This window comes from Bacillus sp. FSL H8-0516 (genome assembly GCF_038635285.1).
Classification (GTDB): domain Bacteria; phylum Bacillota; class Bacilli; order Bacillales; family Bacillaceae; genus Bacillus; species Bacillus safensis.
Genome location: NZ_CP152051.1, coordinates 230,292 through 254,343 on the forward strand (window position 1 = coordinate 230,292; position 24,052 = coordinate 254,343).

The following is a 24,052-nucleotide window of genomic DNA, read 5'->3' on the forward strand; positions in this document are numbered from 1 at the left end:
CCCCTCTATCCTTTTTTTCTATACATGACGGGGGTTAGAAGATAGAGGAAGTCATTTCCTCTATCTTTTTTGTTTTGTTTTTTTCAAAATAAGGGTAAAGGTAGTTATTCAGTCTAATAGATTGAACAGGTGAAAAAGCGCTTTCTTTTGAAATAAGCATGTTCGACTATTTCAGAAAATGAAGAATTGAGAGATAATATAACAGGCAAAAAAATGAACAAAGGTAAAGGTTCATTAGAAGAAATATTTGCCAGTAAAATGAACAGTGAGCTGCTTTGAAAGAAAGACGCGTGCTTGACACATGCTCTGTATTTTAATCGAAAGGTGTTATGAACATGAATCATTTGCATCGTAGGATGGGAACTTTCGCTTTAATGATGGTAGGCCTTGGCTCAATCATTGGTTCAGGATGGCTCTTCGGTGCTTGGCGTGCAGCTCAAATCGCCGGTCCTGCTGCTATTTTATCCTGGTTGATTGGGATGGTTGTGATTTTATTTATCGCTTTGTCTTATAGTGAACTCGGATCGATGTTTCCTGAGGCAGGCGGAATGGTGAAATATACGCAATATTCACACGGATCTTTTATTGGGTTTATTGCAGCTTGGGCGAACTGGATCGCCATTGTCTCCGTGATACCAGTTGAGGCGGTTGCTTCCGTCCAGTACATGAGCTCTTGGCCTTGGGAATGGGCAAAGTGGACATCCCATTTGGTCACAAAAGGGGTATTGACGACAGAAGGTCTTATGGTTGCCAGTGTGCTTCTTGTGATTTACTTTCTGCTTAATTATTGGACAGTTGGGTTATTTTCAAAAGCAAATACATTCATTACCGTATTTAAAATTGTCATTCCAGGATTAACAATTGGTGCGCTCTTATTCATAGGTTTTCATAGTGAGAATTTTACTTCTGGAACAAGTATTGCCCCTAACGGCTGGGCGAGTGTGCTGACAGCTGTTGCGACATCTGGGATTGTGTTTGCCTTCAATGGCTTCCAAAGCCCGATTAATATGGCCGGTGAGGCAAAAAATCCAGGCCGGTCGATTCCAATTGCCATTGTCGGATCGATTTTCATTGCAACTGTGATTTATGTGCTTTTACAAGTCGCCTTTATCGGTGCTGTTGATCCATCTATGATTGTGAACGGATGGGGTCATTTGAATTTCAACTCGCCATTTGCGGACCTTGCCATTGCGCTTGGGATTAACTGGCTTGTTTTGATTTTATATGCGGATGCGTTTGTGTCACCTTCTGGTACAGGAATTACGTATACCGCAACGACGTCTCGGATGATTTATGGAATGGAAAAAAACAAATACATGCCAAGTGTGCTTGGCCGTCTGCACCCTATTTACGGCGTGCCTCGTCCAGCAATGTTTTTTAACTTAGCCGTATCGTTTATCTTTCTGTTTTTATTTAGAGGCTGGGGTGTACTTGCAGAAATTATCTCTGTCGCTACACTCATTTCTTATTTGACTGGACCAGTGACCGTCATGACGCTGAGAAAGACAGGGACAGATTTATATCGTCCGCTTCGAATAAAAGGACTCAGCATCATTGCTCCTCTCGGTTTTGTCTTTGCCTCATTGACGCTGTATTGGGCAAGATGGCCGTTAACAGGTCAGGTGCTGTTCATTATTCTCATCGGTCTACCTATCTATTTTTACTATCAAGCAAAAGCGAAGTGGAAAGGATTCGGCCGCAACTTTAAGGCGGGTGCTTGGATGGTTGTGTACCTGCTTGTGATGATGACGATTTCCTGTCTTGGCAGTGACAAATTCGGCGGTTATAACATCATTCATTATGGCTGGGACATGGCACTGATTACAGTGGTAGCTCTGCTATTTTATATGTGGGCACTCAAAAGTGGATATGAAACAGAGTTTTTAGAGGATGCGAAAAAAATCAATGATGAGCTGCGTGCTTCTCAGAAAGAAGCTGCAGCAACCAAAGAATAAAGAAACGGCTGCCTAAACACTCGGGGCAGCCGTTTTTATTTGGATGAAAGGTGCATCACATGCCGTTTCAGCCAAGTGGTGACGCCGCGCAAAACGGCCGATGTGACAAGTGAAATGAGCACATATCTCCAAAGCTGGCCTAAGCCTTGTCCACTCAGCCAGAACACGATGCCTAGAATGATGAGGGTGAACATGAGCAAGAATAAAAATGATGCAGACCAGAAAAAAGCCTTCACAGAAGGTCACCTCCTCAGGAGTATTGTATGCAGGCAATTGAAGGATCAGACCAGCTATGTAAGGGTAGAATCATGGTGAAATCTATTGCAAAAGTCAGATAAAAATGCCAAGTGATTTGACAATTGTGTTAAGATGAGAGCATATTTTGAGTAAAGTTGTTGGTCATAGACGGAGGTGTTTGGAAATGCAGATTCAAAAGGTTCTAAACAATAATGTCATTAGTGTCATAGATGAACATGGAAAAGAAATCGTTGTCATGGGCAGAGGCATCGCTTTCCAGCGACGTCCCGGGGACCCGGTGGACGAATCGTTAATTGATAAAGTCTTCCGCCTAGAGGATCATTCCGTTCACGAGCGGATGAAAATGCTGCTTCAAGAGGTTCCGTATGATGTGGTCAAGGTGACCGAAGAAATGATCCAATATGCACATACAAAGCTGAACCGAAGATTAAACGAAAGTCTGCATGTATCGCTGGCAGACCATATTCATTACGCCATCGAACGGCTGAAGAAAAATCATCTGATTGAGAATTCGCTTATTTGGGAGATTAAACGCTTATACAAAGATGAATTTCTTGTGGCAAAGGACTGTCTTGAGATGATTGAAGAGCGTCTTCATATTGAACTGCCTGAGGATGAAGCGGGCTTTATTGCCATGCATATCATTAATGCAGAGCTCAATGAGGATATGAATACGACGGTCAATATCACAAAGGAAGTCAATGCCATTCTCACCATTGTGAAATATCATCTCAACATGGAATTTGATGAAGACTCGCTTAACTTTTACCGTTTTCTCACGCATTTGCGCTTTTTCGTCCAGCGTCTGATTAACGAAACATTGCTTGTCAGCGAAGATCAGGACTTATATCAGCTGATCAAAGTGAAATATCCGAAAGCATACGATTGCGCAAAGAAAATCGCTGAATATGTCTATCAAACCTATCACCGGGATCTCACATCAGAGGAGATGCTGTATCTATCAATTCACTTGAATCGACTGATCAAACGAGAAAAATAAAGATAGATTTTAAAAGAAAGCGTTGACATGAGAAAAGGTGAGTGGTACTATTTGCTCATAAACATAAAAGAATACGGTTTCACAATGATCGTCTTAGAGGATTGTGACTGTTCGGCAGGCAAAACCTAAACGTTCACTGAAAAAGCGCAACAGCAAGCTGCGACTATTTTTGGTGCCCGTTTAGGTTTTTATTTTGCCCAAAAACGTATTTTTTTGAAAAAAAGGGGTTTTTGTATGAGTTATCGTCAATTAGCAGAAGACATTATCAAACACATTGGCACAGAGAAAAACGTTCATTCATTGGTTCATTGCGCCACAAGGCTTCGTTTCACCTTAAATGACAGATCAAAAGCAGATAAAGCGGCCATTGAAAAATTAAATGGCGTCGTTACCGTTATGGAAAGCGGCGGCCAATTTCAAGTGGTCATTGGCAATACCGTACCAGAGGTATATCGAGAAATTGGAGAGTTTACGAATCTATTAGAGGATTCCGCTGCTTCATCTGCAAAATCAGGTGAAGAGAGCACAAGCCTTTTCGGGAAATTCGTCGACATTGTATCGGGGATTTTCACACCACTTCTCGGTGTCATGGCGGGTGCAGGTATTTTAAAAGGTCTATTAGGCATCTGTATCAACGCGAAATGGTTATCTCCTGAAGATACGTCGTATCAAATTTTATTTGCTGCATCTGACAGCTTGTTCTACTTCCTGCCATTATTGCTCGCATTCACTTCTGCCAGAAAGTTTAAAGCGAATCCGTTTGTCGCTGTGACGATAGCAGGTGCACTGATTTACCCAACCATTCAAGAATTGTCAAAAGGCGGCGGAGATGTGACCTTCTTCGGGATTCCAGTCGTCTTAATGTCTTATACATCTACGGTCATCCCAATCATTTTGGCAGTGTTTGTCATGGGATATATCGAACGTTTCTTTAACAAAGTCATTCATGAAAGTGTCAAAAACTTTATTACACCACTCATTTTACTTGTTACGGTTGTTCCGCTGACACTCATCGTATTTGGACCATTTGGTGTGTATGCAGGGAATGGCATTGCAGCTGTTTTGCTGAAAGTATTCTCCTTTAGTCCTACACTTGCAGGTGCTTTAATTGCGATGGCTTGGCAGATTCTTGTCATCTTCGGAATCCACTGGGGACTTGTGCCAGTGATTTTAAATAATATCGCAGTCCATGGGAAAGATCATATCAAGCCGGCCACTGCGCCAGCTGTATTTTCACAAGCCGGTGCTTCCATCGGTGTTATGCTGAAAACAAAGAATAAAAAACTGAAATCACTGGCTGGATCAACAGCAGTTTCTGCTGTGTTTGGGATCACAGAGCCAGCTGTATACGGGGTCACACTTCGTTTGAAAAAACCATTTATTGCAGCCGTTATCTCTGCTGGGGTCGGCGGTGCGATTATCGGTTATTCACAAAGTATTGCAATTGCGTCAGGCCTTCCAAGTTTACTGACACTGCCGATTTTCTACGGTCAAGGATTTACAGGGTTCATCATCGGTATCTCGGTCTCGTTCGTCCTTTCGATCATCTTAACTTATTTGATTGGATTTAAAGATCCAGTAGATGAAGATGCAACGCCGGCAGCCGCTTCTGCTCCGGTAATTGAAAACGAACATGGGGTCAAAGCCGCTCATGTGAAAAGTCCTTTAAAGGGCGAGGTCATCAAGCTCGAGGAAGTGCAGGATAAGGCATTCTCATCTGGTGCACTAGGAAAGGGCGCGGCCATCATTCCATCAGAAGGAAAGCTGTTTGCACCAGTATCAGGAGTTGTGACAACGGTGTTCCCAACTGGACATGCGTATGGTCTAACCTCAGAAAGCGGAGCAGAGGTACTCATTCACATCGGACTGGATACCGTACAATTAGGCGGAAAGCATTTTACCCCGAAGGTTGTTCAGGGGCAAACCATCACAGAAGGCGAACTGCTTGCTGAGTTTGACATAGAAGCCATCAAAGCTTCAGGCCTGTCAGTCACAACACCCGTTATTATTACCAATTCAGGTGAGTTTAGCGATATCATTGAAACGGAAGAGAAACAAATCACACCAGGCCAATCATTTTTACATCTAGTTTAATCAAAAGGAGGAAGAAATCATGAGATATTCAACACTAGCATCATTTCCAAAAGACTTTTTCTGGGGCGGATCTACTTCCGCCTATCAGGTAGAGGGTGCGTGGAACGAGGATGGCAAGGGGCCTTCTGTCATTGACATGAGAGCAAGTTATCCTGAAGGGACAACGGATTTTAAAGTGGCAAGCGATCACTATCACCGTTATAAAGAGGATGTGAAGATGTTTGCGGAAATGGGCTTGAAGGCTTATCGCTTTTCCATTGCGTGGACACGGATCATTCCAGATGGAGACGGGGAGATCAATCAAAAGGGGATTGAATTCTATCATTCACTCATCGATGAATTGCGCCGCTATGGCATTGAACCAATCGTGACAATGTATCATTTTGATCTACCTCATGCGCTTCAAGTAAAGGGCGGATGGTCTAACCGCGGGACAGTGGATGCGTTTGAACGCTATGCAGAGGTGCTATTCAAGGAGTATGGTCAGAAGGTAAACTATTGGCTGACCATTAATGAACAAAACATGATGATCTTACATGGATCAGCGCTCGGTACACTTGATCCAAATTTGGAAAATCCGAAAAAAGAACTGTATCAGCAGAATCATCATATGCTCGTTGCACAGGCAAAAGCCATGACGCTTTGTCATCAAATGCTGCCTGAAGCGAAAATTGGTCCAGCGCCAAACATTGCGCTCATTTATCCGGCTTCTCCAAAGCCTGAAGATGTGCTTGCTGCGGCGAATTACAATGCGATCCGCAACTGGCTTTATCTTGATATGGCGGTGTTCGGGCGTTATAACAACCTTGCTTGGGCGTACATGAAAGAAAAAGACATTCTTCCTGTCATCGAAGAGGGAGATATGGATATTTTGAAAAGCGCGAAGCCAGACTTCATTGCCTTTAACTACTACACCTCACAAACGGTTGAAGCGAGTAAAGGAGATGGCAACGACGAATTTGCACGCGGCGGAGATCAGCATTTGAAATCAGGTGAAGATGGCGTCTACAAAGGCGGCAACAACCCATTCTTAAGTAAAAATGCGTTTGGCTGGGAGATTGATCCTGTCGGCTTCCGTTCAACGATGCGGGAGATTTATGACCGCTATCAGCTGCCGCTTATTATCACGGAAAACGGATTGGGTGCATTCGACAAGTTAGAAGAAGATGGATCAATTCAGGATGATTATCGAATTGATTATCTAGAAAAACATATCGAGCAAATCAAATGGGCGATCACAGACGGCGTTGAGGTATTCGGATACTGCCCGTGGTCAGCCATCGACTTAATCAGCACACATCAAGGATGCTCCAAGCGCTACGGGTTCATCTACGTCAATCGCGACGAATTTGACCTAAAAGACCTCAAAAGAATTCGCAAAAAGAGCTCTTATTGGTATGAAACCTTGATTCAGCAAAATGGAGACAACATCGGGAAATAACGATAAAAAAGCCAATCACCTTATGCGGGTGGCTGGCTTTTTTTCGTTCATTTTATTGGAAAGATCATATTGTTCGAGTTGTTCTAACATGATAGCTAGATTTTAACAGCCTAATAAACTGTTTTCTTTTATAATCCGAAGAATATCACAATCCATTTCGCTGTTTAGCCAGTTTGTATAAAAATTGCGGCTATTCTTTTTTATGTGCATTTTGAACTTTTTCGATATAATCTGCTACTTTGTAAAAACCTGATGTCGCTTTCTTTGCATATTTCTTGCCTATTACTTTCGATAAGGATTTTTCTAGATATGTGCCTGACTTGCGAAGAGCCTGAACAGCAAGTTTTTTTGCTATTGTAGTGACGATATTTTTAGTTGGGGCTTCTTTAGATTGTGGTGGGAATATCTTGCCCCATTGTTTAGGAACATATGCATTTCGGCTTGTGTCATTTGTCTACCACAGAAATTTTCACCAAAACGAAGTTCTAAAAAATGATTGCGGACACCGCAACCAAAAAAGGAATTTTCTTAAATCTATCTTAAATCCATTGATACACTCATTTTAATTCGATAACCTTGATTTTGGAATTTAATACAAAAGGAGGAAATATAAATAAGATGTTCAAAAAAACACTTTTAACCCTAATTACCCTAGCTCTTGTCATATCAATATGGACTCCATTTTCATCAGAAGCATCAGCAGAAACACACTTTATCAATTCACAAGAATTAGAAGCATTAGTAACACCAACAGTTCTACAAAATGAACAAATTACCAAAGAATTAGACGAACTTGAAATGAAAATGGGAGAATACATAGAAAACCTTCCATTTACAGAAAAAGAATTTGAAAGCATGTCAGAGTCAGAACAAAATAAAGTGATAGATCAATATTTCAACAATGAAGAATTTTTAGCTTTAGAAAACCGAATGAAACAACTTGATTCCAAAAGTAGTCAGAGTGAAATCACAACACAAGCACTACCAATATTCTTCGTACCAATCGCAATGACCGTAGGAAGAGTTGCTTTGTGGGCCATAAGATCAAAAGGCGCAAAAGTTGCACTGAAGTATTTGAAGAACAGAATAAAAGGTTTTGGGAAGAACTATCATATCGATTGGTATGTAAAAAATAGAAAAGGAAAAGTCGAGAGTCTCGTAAAAGTGTTCCATAAAAAAGGAAAAAAGAAAATACGAGTATTTGCAGTTGATAACGGAGTCATACCACTAAAACCAGGATCATCAAACTGGTACTGGCATTTTCATGTAGCTCCAAAAATTCAAATACACCATGCTCTTAGAGCATCAGTACCAAGTAAACACAAAGCTGTAAAAGGTAGAACAATACTCCACTAAAAAAGAAAAGCCCTTTTATAAGGGCTTTTCTTTTTTAGCATCGTAATCTTTAATAATTTCAATTGGATCAATTGCATCATCATCTTGTACATATTGCTCTACATAAGGAGTCATCAACTTCTCAAACTGATTTTCATCATCTACTAAAGCAATACAAGTTTCATATCCTTCAAAATCAGATGGGTATAAATTTGCAACAGCACTACCAGTTTTTAAAGCCTGATCTATCGCATTTTTTAATTCCAATAAACCCTTCCTGTTTCCTAAAATCAATGCTTCTCTATGATGAGTTTCTTGAGCATATATATTACACATCTCTAAAACATTATCATCATCCACTTGAATAGACATACAAAAATCACCTCTGAAGTAAAATTTAGTTAATTATATAATTATTGATGCCAGCATGCCAAGACCTCAAACGTCTCATTGGCTACTTTATCTTCATCTTCTTCAATCCTGATCAGATCTTCTTCCTAGGCATCAATACGCTATTTCCCAAACTGCCACCAATTTTTTCTTTCCTTTTCATCCTGTTCCGTTGCAGTTTTTCTTATGGCCTCTAACAGCTTTTTATCTCTTTCAAGAAGACTGATTTGTATGTATTCTTGCTGTTTTTTCAACTTGCTGGAGCTTACACATCTTACTCTCTACTATCATTATACCCCGAATTTATTGAAATTTATAGACTGTTTCTCGCCCATATCTAGCCGTATACTGTTATACGCAAGTCAAAAACGATAAGGGGTGTGGCTGTATGAATGACAAGAAACAGGTGTTAGATCCTGGGCCATTTTTTCATGGGACAAAAGCGGAATTGAAGATTGGAGATCTGCTTGAACCGCTGCATTTATCCAATTATCAGGATAAAAAATCAAACCATATTTATTTCACCGGAACACTAAACGCGGCCAAATGGGGTGCTGAATTAGCTAGGTCTGATGCGAAAGAAAGAATTTATATTGTAGAACCATTAGGCGAGTTTGAAAATGATCCAAATGTGACTGATAAAAGATTTCCCGGCAACCCAACACGTTCTTATCGATCGAAATCTCCGTTGAAAATAGTCGCAGAATTAGGTTCTTGGGAAAGACATTCCGATGAAGAAATCAATCATATGCTGAGCTCCTTAAAAAAATTAAGTGAAGAAGGAAAAAATGTCATCTACGATTGATGATGTATATCTAAATAAAAAGGCCGCCTCATGAATTGGGCGGCCTTTTGTTTGATCTTATTGAAACAACGCATCCATCAGCTCATCAAAAGTGTTGGCTTGCTTGAGGGCGCGAATGCGGTCTGGATTGTCTAGTAAATCGACGGCCTGTTCAAAGAATTGGTTCATGCAGGCAGCGTCATCCTTATGAATCGCTAATAAAAAGACAATTGATACTTGGTCTCCCTGCCAGTCAATCGGCTGTTTTAAATGTGCGATGGCTACAGAGGAGGTGCCTTCATTTGTGATGAGCGGGTGCGGCATGGCAATGCCGCTGCCCAGATAGGTAGACGACATTTGCTCCCGCTCAAGCACCGAGGGCCGAAAAGAAGACGATACTAGCTGATGCGCCTCTAAACGGTTGCATAGTATATCTAATACCTCCTCCTTGCTGCTTAGATCAGCATTCATGAAAGTCAATCGCTCTTGAAAAAACGCCATCAGCTCTTTTGAGGGTGCCCCGTGTCCATTTAATAAATGAATGACTTCATTTACACGCTGTATATCATGATGTTCAAAAAAGGCGCTGACCTGAATGATTGGTTTCCCCTTTGATGTGAGAGGCACGGTTGTGATGATGACGTCACACGGCAAAGAGGAGCTCATGAGATAATCCTGATAGGAATAGAGCTCAACAATGTCAAGCTCGTGCTGAAAGGCTGCCTTCAATTTAATTTCAAGCAGTCTGGCCGTCCCTAGTCCAGACCCGCACACGATAATCGCTTTCTTTTTTTGCGAGGTATCGAGCTGACTTCTTTCAAATGAAGCAGCGATATGCAAGGCAACATATGCCGCTTCATCTTCATTTGGCGTCCGCACCAGCTGTAAGGCATTCAGCCCGCTGACAGCCAAATCAAACGGGTAAGGATAGGACGTTTTGATCTCATGCAAAAGCGGATTTTGTAATGATACGCCATATTGGATGCGATTTAATAACGGCTTCATATGAAGCATCAAGTCTTGCTGCAGGATGCTGTCATCAGCAAAACGATGACCGCTTATTTTTTCAATGTGCTGTAGAAAGACTGTAACCGCCTGCTGAACTTCCACTGTCGTCTGATGCTGGGCGGCTTCTTTCCACGTTTGATTCGCCAATAGATGTATGACTAAGTAATCTGTTTCATCCTCTGATAAGGTCACACAAAAAGTGTCACTCACCTGCTGTATGATTTTTTGTGCAATTCTCATCAAAACGGGTGATCTTTGTGTACGTGCAGTACTAGCGGATATTCGCTGGTTTTTTCGTGTTTGCTGAATCGCAATGGCTAAGTGAATGACTAAATTTTTTAAGGCAATGTCTTTAATGAGCAATGATTCTTGATGCAGGTTCGTCAACACAATAGATCGAATGGTTTCAAGAGAAATATCAGGAAAATGGAGCTGCTCCCGCTCGGTGATATGAGAGAGAGCAGGCTCTTCTTCAAGAAGTAAGTCTGCATAGCACGTTCTTTTTTGCAGCTCATCTCCTTCAATCTTTAAGCCAAATCCAGGCTTTGATACAAGTGTCATGCCGTAACGGGCTAACAGCTCTCGTCCTTTTTTTAAATCGCTGCTGACCGTCATGCGGCTGATAAACAGTTCTTCAGCCAGCTGGTCAATTTTTAAGTAATCTGATTGAAGCAGCAGCTTTCTCATCATAAATCGTACACGCTCTTCTGGCATGACGGGGACAAGAGAGCGGGCAGGAAGTTTTTGTTGATGAAGCCAAAGTAAGAAAGCGTCTTGGTCACTCGTTAAAAGAGTATATCCCTTTCCGCGAATCGTTTTAATCATGGCCCCAGTTTCCTTTAAATACTCATTTGCTTCCTTGATTAAATTGCGGATAGAGCGGTCAGATAAGCGAAAAGAGGCAGTGAGCTCCTCCAGCTTCACGAACCCCTTCGTTTCAAAAAGCCGCTGAATCAGCTGATAGGTTCGAGGATCTGCCGTCATCATCATTGCGCGGCTCCTTGCGCCTGTAAGGCATCAGTTCCAAGAGCGATGGCGCCCATTAAACCAGATAGTCCATCAAAGGATGGTTTTGTGATAATTTCATGTAAAGGCTTTGGCAGCTGCAAATAGCCGTGAAGCCGTTTGTCTGTTTCATCAAGAATAAGCGGCAGTATAGCCGGCTGTTTCATTACGCCTCCACCTAGAATGATGCGTTCTGGTGAAAGGGTGAGCAGCAGGTTAGCAGTCATTTGCCCGAGATAGTAAGCATGAAGTGACCAGGCTGGATGATCCTCTGGCAGCATTTGTGCCAGTGTATGATAGCGTCCTTCTATGGCAGGTCCAGATGCCAGTCCCTCTAAACAGTCATGATGTATAGGGCAGCAACCTCCGTAGGTGTCATGAGGATGCCGCTGAACGGTGATATGACCCATTTCTGGATGCAGCAATCCGTGAATCAGGCGATGTTCAATATAGGCACCTCCGCCTATTCCAGTCCCAACAGTAATATAAACCAAGGAGGCAGGCTTTTCTGCTTCAGTTGAAAAACGGGCTTCTCCGAGTGCTGCACAGTTCACATCGGTATCAAGCTTCATCGGGACCCCGAGGGCTTGTTTTAAGGTAGAGAGGAAAGGGAATTGGCGCCATGCTGTTTTTGGTGTGTCTAAAATCGTCCCATAGCTTAGGCTTTGCTCTTTCACATCGACAGGCCCGAATGCCCCAATTCCAATGGCATCGACACGATGCTTTGTAAAGTAATCGATTACTTGCCGGCATGTTTCAACTGGATTCCCTGTTGCAAAGGAAGTCATGTGTTCAATCGTTCCATCTGTTGTTCCGTAGCCGCAGACAAATTTTGTTCCGCCTGCTTCAATGCCTCCAATTCGCATGATCAATGCCCTCCATTAAAGAGGGGCGGAATCCAATGGATCCCGCCCCTACATGTTCATTTTTTCTTTACAATGTAGGTTTGTACCTGACAAGGTGTAAGCGGTTCAATGTGTAATGATCCATGTTGTGCTTTGAGTATATGTCCTTCAGGTGTTTCTCCTAAATTCGCTGTTTCTCCGTGTTGTAGAGATGAACTATTGATTGAAGCGGCTGTTTGACGCGTTAAATATGGATTGAAGAGACGAATGACAATGCCTGTTCCATGCTCTTCTTTTTTCAGAGCGCTTAGAATGGCACCATCTGTCTCAATGTCAAGCAGGCTATAAGTAGATTGTAAGTCTTCTTTTTCATCTCGGAAAGAGAAAATTAAACGACCGTTTAAAAAGTCTGCCCGCTCGTAGCATTGAACAGGGGTGGTGTACCGTTTGGCAAGCTGTGCTAAGTGTCCCTCGCTGACTGCGTCCTTGCTATAGTGCATTCCAAATGAGAATGACAATGCACCTTGCAGCTGAGCGTCAGGTGTATCAACAATTTTTTCCCCAGATGCGCGTCCTGGACGGTAAAGAAGGTTTTCTTTCCCCATTTTTCCGAAACAGCGGAAGAGCGTATATGCAATCGTTGTATAGCCTTCTCCTGTGATCTGATATTCTCTCACGCAGTCGGTCAACAGAGCGGCACCATATGCTTCATCACGAAGTGCGACAAAGGATTGCATCGGTTCAATGGTGATCGGTTTTTCTTCCCAATGTTCATTGATCCACCATTCTAGCTCTTGCGTCAGCTCTGTTGGGCGTTCGATTGTACCAAACTGTTGATCGCTCAGTGATACGTTTGATGCGATGCCTGTATCAAAAAGAACGCGCAGGCGATGATCTAACGCATGGTTGTCCACATCTACATGAAAACGGATGACAGCATCGTCTTTGTTTAATGCTATCTTTGCTGTGATCGGAAGTGAAGTCGCAGCCAATTGCTTAGAGCGCTCCTCTAGGTCGTAAGGGACAGTGAGCTGAAGCTTGATGGTCAGCTCTTGCTGCAGGCCGCTTTTAGCCACAGAGATGTCGGCTGATGAAAGATCCTTGGATGACACATACAGATCCTCACGAGGGGGTGAATAGTTGTAGGAATCCCCATCATCTCCATTGTCTTCAAAGATCATTTGCTCAGAGAATGTCCGGCCAGTTTGTTTATCTGTGATGTCCAGTGATCCGTTGTCATTTGCCGCAATGCGGTAATACATATTTTCAATCACGCGTCCTTCAGTTTGTTCCCATGCCGATTTGCTTGATTCATCGAAGATCATGCTGACTTGTGTATAACCTACTGACGGTAAGTCGAGGGCTTCAATCAGCAGCACAGCTTTCCATACTTGCTTTGGCATGTACACTTCTTTACTTGGGTTAAGAGAAATTTGCTGTGCCAGCACATAATCTGTGACATCGGTTTTGCCTTTCACTGTGTACTGAAGCGTTCTTCCATTAGCATCCTTTAACGTAAATGGACGTTCTGTGATAAAGGTTTCGACTTCAATGACTTCAGAACGCTTTGAAGGCAGGGTATTGAACAAGGTGAATGTGATTTCCTGCTCTGTTTGCAGTCGAATAGCGATGAGACGCATGTGTAAGTCCACAAGATTCTCGGCGATTTCCTTTGCCTGTTTGTAGCGGAAGAAGACGTCTTGATTTGTCGTGTCGCTATTACAGCCGCCAATGCTGTCATGCGCTGCATTTTCAAACATGAGGTACCAAATATCGCGAACCGTATCATGCGGATAGTCGTGTCCGAGAGAATAGCTGATCGTTAGGATGGGCTCCATCACATTCACGAGATAGTTTTCAATTTGATTGTTTAAGATTTTTAAATCCGCTCGTGTTGAAAAGATCGATTTGTGAATCCTCATATGCTTCGCGTGAATGAGCTCTCCGTGTAATGTCTCAAAAGATGTCCGCTCTTTTTTCACGGCTGCAATATAATCTTCTAAACTGCTGATTTCATAGTGATGCTCGTCAAGTTCATTGGCTTTTTCTAATAAATCAGGCAGGTTTTTGCGAATCGGTGCTTGGTCAAAGCCATTCGGGAAATAGACATTCTTTGTGGTGGCCTTTGCTTGCAGTGCACCGATTTTTTCAGATAAAAAGGCTTGTAAGTCCTCATCCTTCTCAGGGATATTTCCACCATAGTAGTAGCCAAATGGCAGATTCACAGCAAAGACTTCACTGCCGTCAGTACCGCGCCAATTGAATTCAGTATGGTTCGTCATATGGTCAGAAACGCCGCGCCAAAATGCTGTATCGACAATACCGAATCCGCGATAAATTTGAGGCATTTGTGCGGATTGACCGAAGGAGTCAGGGACATAGCCGACTTTCATCACGTGGCCGAACTGTTGACAGCGTTCAATCCCATATTGTAGGTTCCGCACAATCGATTCACCTGAAATGACGAGCTGGTCGGTTTGGGTATACCATGGGCCGATGATGAGACGTTTCGCTGTGACAAGCTTTTTGATTCGATTCTCATCCTCTGGCCGCCATTTCAGATAATCATCTAATAAGGAAGCCTGGGCATCGAGCATGAAGTAATGGAACCTTTCATCTGTTTCAAGGGTATCTAAGATGTCCATTACGCTTTTCATTAAGTAAATACGGGAGCGGGAGGTGGTGAAATACCATTCCCGGTCCCAGTGAGTATGTGGAATCACATGTACATTGACAGTCATTGATCAACGACACCTTTCTTCGTTCAAATTATCCTTCTAGCACAAGGTCAAAATCGTCTTCTTCTTTCTGCTTCTGATCATGTTCCGGCGTTTTTGGCTCTTTTTTCTCAGAGAAATTCACAAGTAGGTTGGCGCCAATACCGATGACGAGTGCGCCAGTTAGAGCTCCAATTAAATAAGCCCACCAGTTTCCGACTGAGAAGAAGCCGTATAGCCCGCCAATTGGCGGCATGATGTCATGAACTCCTAATAATGCAGCGACCCCGCTTCCAACAGCACATGCGACAACATTGAGCGGAATCAATTTCAAAGGATTGACGAGGGTAAAAGGGATCGCCCCTTCCGTAATACCGATAATGCCCATGACAAGGCCGCCTCGTCCTGCTTCTCTAAAGGTTGGGGAGAAGTTGCGTTTTCGAATCAATGTCGCAAGCCCGTATCCAAGCGGTGGAATGACAATCGCAATATTGACGAGAATGGCAGGGAGGTAGACACCTGATAGAAAGAGGGCGTTACCAGCCATCCACGCTGATTTATTCACCGGTCCGCCAAGATCGAAGCCAATCATCGCACCTAAAATGAGAGCGAGTGCGAGTGTGCTTGTTCCATCAGCGACCATACCTTTGATCCATTCAATTAAGGCTGTGTTCAAAGCGCCTAATGGGCCGCCTAGCAGAACTGACATAAGAAGTCCGGTTAAGCCAACGGTAATAAGCGGCAGGATGAGCAGAGGGACGAGCCCAGCTGCAGAGCCTTGAATTTGAATTTTTCTTTTCACAAAAAGAGCAACATATCCTGCGAAGAAGCCTGCAATGACGGCACCAATAAAACCAGCATTGGTTGAGCTGGCGAGAGCACCGCCGATAAAACCGGCTGCAAGACCTGATTTATCCGCAATGGAATAGGCGATAAATCCAGCGAGCAGAACGTTCATTAAGCCAATACCTGTCCAGCCAACCTGCTCCATTAAATAGGCACCGTGCAGTATGCCGCCAGCATCCTTATAGGTGTTTAAATCTGAAACACCAAACCCTAACCCGACCAGTTTTGCTAAACCAACGATAAGTGAGGCACCGATGATTACAGGAAGAATATAAGAAATACCGGTCATGAGATGGCCTTCAATGACTTTTAATTTTGCTTTCATTTTCTTTGCTCCTTTCTATATGGCATTGCTCATGTTTATTGAGATTCAGACTTTTTCTTTTCAACAAGTGCTACAGCTTTAGTGATAATTTGCTCGGCATTTTTTAGGGCACGTCCGATTTCGACACGTACAGTGGGAATGCCTGAGAAGCGTTCCGCATCGTTGATATGCTGATTTGAAGCAATGATGCAGAGGTCTGCCTGCTGTGCTTCCTCTGCTGTAATGCCGTTCACCTGTCCCATAATCCCCTGCTGTTCGATTTTGATCTCGTGTCCGAGCTGTTTACCTGCATTTTCTAACGCTTTGGCTGCCATTGGAGTATGAGCTAACCCTGCTGGACATGAAGTGACACCGACAATTTTCATTGTGTAATCCCCTCTTTCAATTGTTGTTCAATGACTTCGTAATAGTAATCAGCTGTTTGACCTGGTTGAATCTTCTCGATAAAAGCAGGTTCCATTAGACTGGTCGCAATACCTGACAGTAATTTCAGATGTGTGACATTTGCTTCTTCTAATGGAACGAGCAGTGTAAATAAATAGCTTGTGGGCAAATCATCGAAGCTTCCCCATTCAATGGGTTGTTCAAGTTCTAAAAAAAGAAGTGAAGCCGTTTGTACAGCGGAGCTTTTTGTATGTGGAATGGCGAAGCCTTGCTGAAGTCCTGTTGAGACTTCGTCTTCGCGTGTCAACAAATCTGCTAATAGCCCCGCCTGATTGTTTGTAATCTGAAGGTCTTCAGCTTTCTCGGAAATGTATTGTAAAATCTCATTCTTTGATCGTCCGTTTACTTGTGTGAAAACATGATCTTTTTGGAACAAGCTGATCCCTTCTCTCTTGTTTGTTAAGCGCTTACAAGTTGATTGTAATGTACTTTTCAGCATGGTTAAATAGCATCATTTTCCGTTTGAAATGGCAAAAAGTTTATGAAGCTATCCGTCTTGCTGACTGAATATCTCAAATCCTAGCTTAAAACGAGTTTAATTATGTAAAAAACAGATTCTACTATATGTATTTCTGTGATATTCTTCCAAGGTATCATAAAAGATAAGGGGGTCTTTTCATGTTCAAAAAGCAGGTCAAATCCTGTGTGATCGTACTCATGGCCATCATTCTATGTATGGCAGCATTACCTGGATACGAGGCAGCAGCTGCCAGTCATGGAACAAGTGTCAATGAAGCCATTGGGTTAAAAAATGGTGAAGTCATTTCAGGGACATTACAGAATGAAAAGGAAGAGTCGTGGTATGAAATCACGCCATCTGCACAAGAGGTGGCAAAACATACACACATGCAAATTTCTGTGAAAAGTAAACAAGTGCTGTCCGTATCGGTCTATCCAAGCAAGGACAGAGCGATGAAGGATGACACATATTCAAGATATCGCGTGGACACAGCGAGCGGAGAGACAGAGATCAACTTCCCGCATGCATGGTCAGGTCCCTATTATGTCAAAGTGCTCTATTTAGGGTCAGAGGAAGACAGCCGTGATGAGGAAGAGGATGCGGCATATACAATCGGATATAAAGGAGCTAATCTTCCGCCTTCTGAACCTGTTTTTCCTGAAGAAGATGAGCCTGAAATCATCATTATTGAGAAAAAGTACGGGCGTGAAATTCTTCAATCGATTCGTACAATCGAAGATAAACGATTCAATGAAACGGCAGAAGGTCAAAAGCTTTCGCGTCTGCTCCAAAAGACAAAGCCGTTTCTCAAATCAAAGCTCATCAAACATCAAAAAGAGCAGCAAAAGGTTTACAACCATCTGCTCACATTAAAAACACTGCTAAGTGACGTAGAGAAAAATGGTGCATTTAGTGGTCATATCGTAACAGAAAAAGAACAACAGGCGATCGGCTCCCTTTTTGATATGCTCAAAGAAGCAAGTCCAGCATATTTAAAAAAGGAATTAGAAGCCGTCAGTCAAAAAATTGGCTTCGATCAGCTTGAAGGAAAGTCAGTTGGTTATGTATTAGAGAAACAAAAGCTTGTAAAAGAAGAGAAGGTTAAAACGAATAAGATCATTTTTAAATTAAAGGATGGCCAAACACTTCAATCTGCGAAAAAGAAAATGAAAAGCTACGGCATCCAAGAAAACCGTGTGACATCACAGTCAGTTAGTCCTTTATTCAAAGGAATGTATGTCTATGATGTGCCAGCAGGGCAAGAATCAGCTGGAAAGACACTAAAAGCAGGCAAAGCGGCGATCAAGAGCACGGCAAGAAAGCTTTCCAGCATGCCGAATGTTGAATTTGCAGAGCCTGTTCAAACGTATCGTGCGCTAAGCAACGACGCGCAGTATGGTTATCAGTGGCCGCTGAAAAACAGTGCGCAAAACAGCGGGAAAAAAGGCGCTGACGTCAAATTTGAACAAATGAATACACTGATTGGCACAAGCAAAATGAAGCAAACATTAATTGCTGTTGTGGATACAGGTGTAGACAGCCGTTTGACAGATTTAAACGGGACTGTTCGTACAGACTTAGGTGCGAATCTCATTGGACGAAACAAAGATGCGATTGATGACAATGGACACGGTACGCATGTGGCAGGCATCATTGCCGCAAAATCCGATAATCATTACTCAATGGCAGGTCTCAATCAACATACGGGCATCATTCCGGTGAAGGTGCTGGATGCCTATGGCTTTGGCGATACAGAGCATATTGCGCTTGGAATCAAGCATGCAGTGGACAAAGGCGCAAAGGTCATCAACATGAGCCTTGGCGGCTACTACAGCAGAGTGATTGAATATGCCATGAATTATGCTGCTCAAAGAAATGTACTAGTCGTCGTGGCAAGTGGAAATGATGGCGTACCAGAAATGGGCTACCCTGCGACATCAAAATACGCAATGGCGGTTGGTGCAAGCAACCGTATGGATATTGCCGCTGAGTTCTCAAGCTATGGCAAAGGACTGAGCATGTCAGCCCCAGGGTCGGATATTCCGAGCCTCATGCCTGATGGGAATGTCTCATACCTTAGCGGGACATCAATGGCGACACCATATGTAGCAGCAGCAGCAGGGTTACTGCTTTCTAAAAATCCATCCTTAAAGCCAAATCAAGTGAGAAATCTTTTGCAAAGTACAGCAGATGACATCTCATTTAAATCTATTGATGGAAAAGACGACGTTTTCTATGATGAAAACGAGGAGCCAATTGTCGATCCGAAAATCCCAGGAATTGATTGGATGACAGGACATGGTAGACTGAATGCATTTGCTGCATTAAGTGCTGTCGAATTGAATGCATCAGTGAACAAAGTGGAAGATCAGCATCAAAAGGTGACAGGTAAAGCAAAAGCCGGTGCTGCTATTGCTGTGTATAGAGGCAAAACGCTGCTTGGAAAAGGTACAGCAGGCAAAAAAGGAACCTTTAGTGTGAAGATTAAGCATCAGAACAAAAACAAGGTCCTTCACATTAAAATGTCAAAAGGAAAGGCCGCTACGACGCTCAAAACCGTCGTGAAAAAAGGCAAAGCACCAGCTAAGCCGAAAGTTAGCAAAGTAACAGTCAAAAGTAAAGCCGTCAAAGGGACTGCGGGTGCAGGTTTGACCATTAAAGTGAAAAACAAATCAAAGAAAGTCATCAAAACAGTCAAAACCAATAGCAAGGGCGCATTTACTGCCCAAATAAAACCACAAAAAGCCAAAACGGTTTTATATGTGACCGCATCAGATGTGAGAAAAAGAGAAAGCAAAGCGGTAAAAGTGGTTGTGAAAAAATAAAAAAAGGACTTCCCTTTCTAAAAAAAGGGAAGTTTTTTTGTTTTTAACTGGAAAAATACCAATTAATGTCGATAGTAAAATAGTAGGAAAAAAAAGGAGGATTTATCGATGAAAAAAATCATGTTTGCTTTCGTTCTATCATTGCTTCTCGTATTCCCAAGCTTTGCACATGCTGAAGAAACAGGTGCAGTACCAGCATCAGTAGAAGTAACAAGTGTCACAGCAGCCGATAGTGGAATAGTGAATTACGGCTATGGCAGTAAATATCGCGTGGGTTCTTATTATCCAGCTACGTTTAAAGGGACACTAAAAGATGCAAGCGGAAACCTCATGCCTAATCAGCCGATCAAGCTTTATTTTGAAGCAGCCATCAAATCATATGCTCAAACAGCGACAGGCACTACAGATGAGAATGGACAGTTTTCGCTGACGTTTCAAGTTCCTGCAGGTGCAGGCTACCAATCATACAATAATGCAGGCTGGTCAACACATTACTACGATGTCGTTCCAGTGACGTTCACGTCAAACGACATCAAACTATCTTCAAATGTCACAAGTGTGTACCATTTGGCATATACATCACGTTACTAATCTCATAGAAAAAAAGGATGTCATCAGGTGACATCCTTTTCTTTTTGTTAGCAAACCTGCTGGGCGGCAACCGAAAGAGTCGATAAACAAACACTTTTACTAGCGATATCCTTTTTTGTCAATGAAAAAACCCTGATGTTTATACACCAGGTTTTTCTCGTTTTTTCTGAATCCAAGCTGTTACGTAATAGGCAGCATAGCAGAGCGCAATGAAAGGAATGCCGCAGATGAGGGCAATCCGCTGATTTGGGTCAAAGGCAATGCCGATGACAGATGCAAGACATAGGAGGAAGGCTGCAATCGGAACTACTGGATAGAGCGGTGTTCGAAAGGATAAATCATGAAGCTGTCCGCCTTCCTGTAAAAATCTTTTCCGGAACATCAACTGTGAGGCAGCAATCCCCATCCATACGACCACAACGGCCAGTCCAGAGATTGACACAAGGACAAGGTATACCGTTTCTGGTGCGATCACGCTCGATAGCAAAGAAAGAATACCACCGATCATACTTAAAATGAGTGCATTCAAAGGAATGCCTTTTGACGTCAGCTTCGCCAGTTTTTTAGGAAGTGTCCGTTCCTCAGAAAGCGACCAAAGCATACGAGATGATGCGTATAATCCTGAGTTTGCGGCAGATAAGATCGCGGTCAGGATGACAAAATTCATGAAATCTGCGGCATAAGGAATCCCGATACGGTCAAATACCACGACAAATGGGCTTTTGATCACCCCGGCTTCTTCTACTGGAATCAAGCCAGCCAACACAACGATCGTTCCAACGAAAAACAGGACGAGACGCAGGACGGTTGTGCGAATGGCTCTTGGAATGGTCTCGTCAGGATTGACGCTCTCACCCGCAGCAATCCCAATCAACTCTGTACCTGAAAAAGCAAAATTGACAGCAAGCATCGTCATTAAAATCGGTAAAAAGCCGTTTGGGAAAAGTCCGCCTTCGCCAGTGAAATTAGAAAAGAACGGAGCGGCCTCACCGCCCTTTAATGGGATCAAACCAAACATTGCAGCTCCGCCAAGAATAATAAAGAGAATAATAGCCATCACTTTAATACTGGAAAACCAAAACTCTGATTCTGCAAAAAACTTGACTGTAAATGCATTCAGTAAAAAGATGAGAAGAGCAAAAACGCCACTCCACATCCAAACCGAAGTGTCTGGAAACCAGCGCTGCATTAATAGTCCTGCCGCTGTAAATTCCGAACCGAGTGCCACTGTCCATGTCAGCCAGTATAGCCAAGCGACCGTATAGCCTGTACCAGGTCCAATGTATTTTGTTGCATACGTATGAAAAGCCCCTGTGACCGGCATTGCGACAGACAGCTCGCCTAAACAAAGCATCACGAGGTAGACAATTAAAGCCCCGACAAGATAGGCAAGAATGGTCCCCGCAGGTCCGGCCTGATTGATGGTATACCCGGAGCTTAAAAAGAGCCCTGTTCCAATGACGCCGCCAAGAGAAAGCATGAACAGGTGCCGGCTCGTCATTTTTCGTTGATATTGTTGTGACTGATCTTTTGCTTGTTCCATGTCTTCCCGCCCTTTTGCTTAGAAGTATGTGTGATGATTCATGATGCTATGATGTGGTTCGTTTTAAGATGTCATTGATATCTTCTGGGGTCGTCCGGCAGCAGCCGCCGATGATATGCGCGCCGTCTTTGTACCATTGATGCGCACATTCCCCAAAAGTAAGATGAGACGTATCTCCGTTCCATACCTTTTCTTCAGGATCATATATTTCACCTGAGTTTGGATAAACCACAATCGGTTTGCTCGTTCCCTTTTTCATCTCTTGAATAAGAGAAGTAATAAATTGCGGCGGCGTACAGTTCACACCGACAGCAGCGATTTGTTCATAAGGCTCAAGCGCCTGTACACATTCTCGTATAGAATCACCTTCACTAATGTGCAGGCCATCCTTTGCGCTGAATGTGATCCAAGCAGATGTCCCGCTGAATTCATCTTGCAGCAGCTTTGCAATGGCAGTTGCTTCAATCAGACAAGGAATCGTTTCGCAGGCAAGAATATCTGCACCCGCTTCTACTAATGCCTGAATTCTTGGCCTGTGAAAATCAATGAGAGCCTGCTCTGAGAGTCCGTAATTTCCTTTATATTCTGAACCATCAGACAAATAAGCGCCGAATGGCCCCACAGATCCAGCGACAAATGGTTTTGTCCGTCCTTCACGACGCGCTTCATCCTGCCAAAAAAGATCGCGTGCCTCTTTCGCTAGAGTGACAGAGCGTTTCATAAGTTCAATTGCTTCTTCTTTTGTATAGCCTTTTTCAGCAAAGCCTTCAATCGTTGTTTGGTAACTGGCGGTTGTTGCGCAGTCAGCACCTGCTTGGAAGTAGTCCAAGTGTACTTGCTGAATCAATTGTGGCTGTTCAATAAGTATTTTGGCTGACCATAAACGATCGTTTAAGTTACAGCCCTTTCGTTCAAGCTCTGTTGCTAATGCACCGTCTAAAATCAAAGGTGCGTGAGCCTGTAAACGGCTTTGAATAGGATTCATTGGAATCAAACAGCCTCCTTTTTAGATCGGAAATAATGGATATGATATGAGGCAGTAGTTTAAATGACTAAAGTGTTTTTGTCAAGGAGAGGAAAAAGCATCGTAGGGCGGAAAAACCCTGAAAACATGCGGGTTTTGATGCATAAAAATGCAGTCAAAATAATAGAAAACCAAGTCATTGACAGCCTCTAAAAAGAGATATATATTATGGAAAGATTGATTTCAGAAAGCTTCATCAAAAGGCGCGCCGTCTTTTGATTTTTATGTTGTCCAACGACTGTCTTCTTTCGTGCAGAAAGAGGGTTTTTTATATTCTTAAAAAAGGAGGAAAGAAGAAATTGAAAAAATGTGTAAAAGATATAGCGATGATTCTAGTTGGTTCTTTTTTATTTGCCGCAGCAGTGAACATGTTTGTCATTCCGCTTGAATTTGGTGAAGGCGGTGTCACGGGGCTGTCCATCATTTTTTATTATTTGTTTGAAATAGCACCGTGGCTGACGAACCTTGTGTTGAATGCGATCTTATTACTTGTGGGATATAAATACTTGGACAAAAAGACCACGATTTATACGGTGGTTGCCGTTGCAAGTAACTCTCTATTTTTACACTTGACCACAACATGGGTCGTGAATGTACATGAATTGATCATTGGAGCGATTTTTGCAGGAATTATCATCGGAATTGGGATTGGTCTTGTGCTCAGAGCCGGTGGAACAACGGCGGGTTCTGCCATTCTCGGAAGAATTGCCAACAAGTATTTAGACTGGAACGTGAGCTATGCCATCTTGTTCTTTGATCTGATCGTTGTATTTGCTTCCTATTTTATTATTGGTGCGGAAAAATTAATGTTTACCATTGTGATGCTGTACGTGGCGACAAAGGTGATGGACTTTGTGATAGAAGGACTTAACACGAAAAAGGCAGTGACGATTATTTCTTCATGCAAAGATGATATTGCGGAAGAAATCAATCACACCCTGGACCGAGGCGTCACGATTTTAAACGGACGAGGTCATTATTCAAAGGAATCGAAGGAAATTCTGTACGCGGTCATTCAAAAGCAGGAGCTCATGCGCCTTAAGAAAATTATTAAGAAAATAGATCGAGACGCATTCGTTGTTGTCCATGACGTACGCGATGTGTTCGGAGAAGGATTTGTGAATATATAAAAATGAAAGACCCTAAAACGGGTCTTTTTTTA

Annotated in this window: 19 protein-coding genes and 1 pseudogene; 9 read left to right on the forward strand and 11 right to left on the reverse strand. The window is 42.8% G+C overall.

The genetic code is table 11. The features are described 5' to 3' along the window. The first annotated feature begins 335 nt into the window (after positions 1-335). Positions 336-1,955 carry an APC family permease gene (locus MHB67_RS01315; protein ID WP_163114449.1) on the forward strand — a complete coding sequence of 540 codons (1,620 nt, stop codon included), beginning with the start codon at positions 336-338 and terminating at the stop codon, positions 1,953-1,955. A gap of 35 nt (positions 1,956-1,990) precedes the next feature. Here the strand turns inward: MHB67_RS01315 and MHB67_RS01320 are convergent, their stop codons facing one another. After that, positions 1,991-2,191, reverse strand: coding sequence for a hypothetical protein (locus tag MHB67_RS01320; RefSeq protein ID WP_103132634.1), 201 nt, complete (start codon positions 2,189-2,191; stop codon positions 1,991-1,993). A 185-nt stretch (positions 2,192-2,376) separates the two neighbouring features. Here MHB67_RS01320 and MHB67_RS01325 point away from each other — a divergent pair, with 185 nt between their 5' ends. The 4 genes from MHB67_RS01325 to MHB67_RS01340 all read left to right on the forward strand — a co-directional run bounded on the left by MHB67_RS01325 (position 2,377) and on the right by MHB67_RS01340 (position 8,104). Then, entirely contained in the window at positions 2,377-3,213 is an 837-nt protein-coding gene (locus MHB67_RS01325) for a PRD domain-containing protein (RefSeq protein WP_024424409.1), read from the forward strand. 234 nt (positions 3,214-3,447) lie between these two features. Continuing rightward, on the forward strand, positions 3,448-5,307 hold the full coding sequence (locus MHB67_RS01330; RefSeq protein ID WP_342492727.1) for a beta-glucoside-specific PTS transporter subunit IIABC: 1,860 nt from the start codon (positions 3,448-3,450) through the stop codon (positions 5,305-5,307). A 19-nt stretch (positions 5,308-5,326) separates the two neighbouring features. Further along, a complete protein-coding gene (locus tag MHB67_RS01335; RefSeq protein ID WP_024424407.1) occupies positions 5,327-6,748 on the forward strand; it encodes a glycoside hydrolase family 1 protein in 1,422 nt (473 codons plus the stop codon). 618 nt (positions 6,749-7,366) lie between these two features. After that, complete coding sequence (locus MHB67_RS01340) at positions 7,367-8,104, forward strand: hypothetical protein (RefSeq protein ID WP_103132631.1); 738 nt, start codon at positions 7,367-7,369, stop codon at positions 8,102-8,104. 15 nt (positions 8,105-8,119) lie between these two features. On the opposite strand, the gene MHB67_RS01345 is transcribed toward MHB67_RS01340, so the two are convergent. Beyond that, on the reverse strand, positions 8,120-8,455 hold the full coding sequence (locus MHB67_RS01345; protein ID WP_248351649.1) for a hypothetical protein: 336 nt from the start codon (positions 8,453-8,455) through the stop codon (positions 8,120-8,122). 25 nt (positions 8,456-8,480) lie between these two features. Then, positions 8,481-8,589, reverse strand: a pseudogene (locus tag MHB67_RS01350) (replication protein); the annotation flags it as partial. Positions 8,590-8,861: 272 nt separating this feature from the next. On the opposite strand from MHB67_RS01350, the gene arr reads away from it, so the two are divergent. Next, positions 8,862-9,278 (forward strand): NAD(+)--rifampin ADP-ribosyltransferase, encoded by a 417-nt coding sequence (gene arr, locus MHB67_RS01355; protein ID WP_044333465.1) that lies wholly within the window; start codon positions 8,862-8,864, stop codon positions 9,276-9,278. A 57-nt stretch (positions 9,279-9,335) separates the two neighbouring features. Here the strand turns inward: arr and MHB67_RS01360 are convergent, their stop codons facing one another. From MHB67_RS01360 to MHB67_RS01385, 6 genes are read right to left on the reverse strand one after another with little or no spacing between them, the layout of a single operon-like run. Further along, positions 9,336-11,255 carry a PTS sugar transporter subunit IIA gene (locus tag MHB67_RS01360; protein ID WP_342492728.1) on the reverse strand — a complete coding sequence of 640 codons (1,920 nt, stop codon included), beginning with the start codon at positions 11,253-11,255 and terminating at the stop codon, positions 9,336-9,338. Next, a complete protein-coding gene (locus MHB67_RS01365; protein ID WP_342492729.1) occupies positions 11,252-12,136 on the reverse strand; it encodes an ROK family protein in 885 nt (294 codons plus the stop codon). The genes MHB67_RS01360 and MHB67_RS01365 overlap by 4 nt, the downstream gene beginning before the upstream one ends. Before the next feature lie 56 nt (positions 12,137-12,192). Continuing rightward, on the reverse strand, positions 12,193-14,856 hold the full coding sequence (gene mngB / locus MHB67_RS01370) for a mannosylglycerate hydrolase (RefSeq protein WP_342492730.1): 2,664 nt from the start codon (positions 14,854-14,856) through the stop codon (positions 12,193-12,195). Positions 14,857-14,884: 28 nt separating this feature from the next. Further along, a complete protein-coding gene (locus MHB67_RS01375) occupies positions 14,885-16,003 on the reverse strand; it encodes a PTS fructose transporter subunit IIC (RefSeq protein WP_024424401.1) in 1,119 nt (372 codons plus the stop codon). Between the two features lie 35 nt (positions 16,004-16,038). After that, positions 16,039-16,368, reverse strand: a complete 330-nt coding sequence (locus MHB67_RS01380; RefSeq protein WP_024424400.1) for a fructose PTS transporter subunit IIB — start codon at positions 16,366-16,368, stop codon at positions 16,039-16,041. After that, the gene (locus MHB67_RS01385; protein WP_226340863.1) at positions 16,365-16,886 is read right to left on the reverse strand and encodes a PTS sugar transporter subunit IIA; all 522 of its coding nucleotides are present in this window, start codon (positions 16,884-16,886) and stop codon (positions 16,365-16,367) included. The genes MHB67_RS01380 and MHB67_RS01385 overlap by 4 nt, the downstream gene beginning before the upstream one ends. A 179-nt stretch (positions 16,887-17,065) precedes the next feature. On the opposite strand from MHB67_RS01385, the gene MHB67_RS01390 reads away from it, so the two are divergent. Both MHB67_RS01390 and MHB67_RS01395 read left to right on the forward strand, forming a co-directional pair. Continuing rightward, complete coding sequence (locus MHB67_RS01390) at positions 17,066-19,732, forward strand: S8 family peptidase (protein ID WP_122631545.1); 2,667 nt, start codon at positions 17,066-17,068, stop codon at positions 19,730-19,732. 108 nt (positions 19,733-19,840) lie between these two features. After that, positions 19,841-20,323 (forward strand): Ig-like domain-containing protein, encoded by a 483-nt coding sequence (locus MHB67_RS01395; protein WP_044333477.1) that lies wholly within the window; start codon positions 19,841-19,843, stop codon positions 20,321-20,323. Between the two features lie 139 nt (positions 20,324-20,462). On the opposite strand, the gene mmuP is transcribed toward MHB67_RS01395, so the two are convergent. Continuing rightward, on the reverse strand, positions 20,463-21,866 hold the full coding sequence (gene mmuP, locus MHB67_RS01400) for an S-methylmethionine permease (protein WP_133744700.1): 1,404 nt from the start codon (positions 21,864-21,866) through the stop codon (positions 20,463-20,465). Between the two features lie 46 nt (positions 21,867-21,912). Further along, positions 21,913-22,851: a homocysteine S-methyltransferase gene (gene mmuM / locus MHB67_RS01405; RefSeq protein WP_034621712.1), complete on the reverse strand. Its 939-nt coding sequence runs from the start codon at positions 22,849-22,851 to the stop codon at positions 21,913-21,915. A 338-nt stretch (positions 22,852-23,189) separates the two neighbouring features. On the opposite strand from mmuM, the gene MHB67_RS01410 reads away from it, so the two are divergent. Continuing rightward, the gene (locus tag MHB67_RS01410) at positions 23,190-24,020 is read left to right on the forward strand and encodes a YitT family protein (protein ID WP_024424393.1); all 831 of its coding nucleotides are present in this window, start codon (positions 23,190-23,192) and stop codon (positions 24,018-24,020) included. The last annotated feature ends 32 nt before the right edge of the window (positions 24,021-24,052 follow it).

What these genes read in the sequence shown, in the direction of transcription:
- MHB67_RS01315 (WP_163114449.1), top strand. Translation starts at nt 336, where the DNA reads ATGAATCATTTGCATCGTAGGATGGGAACTTTCGCTTTAATGATGGTA.
- MHB67_RS01325 (WP_024424409.1), top strand. Translation starts at nt 2,377, where the DNA reads ATGCAGATTCAAAAGGTTCTAAACAATAATGTCATTAGTGTCATAGAT.
- MHB67_RS01330 (WP_342492727.1), top strand. Translation starts at nt 3,448, where the DNA reads ATGAGTTATCGTCAATTAGCAGAAGACATTATCAAACACATTGGCACA.
- MHB67_RS01335 (WP_024424407.1), top strand. Translation starts at nt 5,327, where the DNA reads ATGAGATATTCAACACTAGCATCATTTCCAAAAGACTTTTTCTGGGGC.
- MHB67_RS01340 (WP_103132631.1), top strand. Translation starts at nt 7,367, where the DNA reads ATGTTCAAAAAAACACTTTTAACCCTAATTACCCTAGCTCTTGTCATA.
- MHB67_RS01345 (WP_248351649.1), bottom strand. Translation starts at nt 8,455, where the DNA reads ATGTCTATTCAAGTGGATGATGATAATGTTTTAGAGATGTGTAATATA.
- arr (WP_044333465.1), top strand. Translation starts at nt 8,862, where the DNA reads ATGAATGACAAGAAACAGGTGTTAGATCCTGGGCCATTTTTTCATGGG.
- MHB67_RS01360 (WP_342492728.1), bottom strand. Translation starts at nt 11,255, where the DNA reads ATGATGATGACGGCAGATCCTCGAACCTATCAGCTGATTCAGCGGCTT.
- MHB67_RS01365 (WP_342492729.1), bottom strand. Translation starts at nt 12,136, where the DNA reads ATGCGAATTGGAGGCATTGAAGCAGGCGGAACAAAATTTGTCTGCGGC.
- mngB (WP_342492730.1), bottom strand. Translation starts at nt 14,856, where the DNA reads ATGACTGTCAATGTACATGTGATTCCACATACTCACTGGGACCGGGAA.
- MHB67_RS01375 (WP_024424401.1), bottom strand. Translation starts at nt 16,003, where the DNA reads ATGAAAGCAAAATTAAAAGTCATTGAAGGCCATCTCATGACCGGTATT.
- MHB67_RS01380 (WP_024424400.1), bottom strand. Translation starts at nt 16,368, where the DNA reads ATGAAAATTGTCGGTGTCACTTCATGTCCAGCAGGGTTAGCTCATACT.
- MHB67_RS01385 (WP_226340863.1), bottom strand. Translation starts at nt 16,886, where the DNA reads ATGCTGAAAAGTACATTACAATCAACTTGTAAGCGCTTAACAAACAAG.
- MHB67_RS01390 (WP_122631545.1), top strand. Translation starts at nt 17,066, where the DNA reads ATGTTCAAAAAGCAGGTCAAATCCTGTGTGATCGTACTCATGGCCATC.
- MHB67_RS01395 (WP_044333477.1), top strand. Translation starts at nt 19,841, where the DNA reads ATGAAAAAAATCATGTTTGCTTTCGTTCTATCATTGCTTCTCGTATTC.
- mmuP (WP_133744700.1), bottom strand. Translation starts at nt 21,866, where the DNA reads ATGGAACAAGCAAAAGATCAGTCACAACAATATCAACGAAAAATGACG.
- mmuM (WP_034621712.1), bottom strand. Translation starts at nt 22,851, where the DNA reads ATGAATCCTATTCAAAGCCGTTTACAGGCTCACGCACCTTTGATTTTA.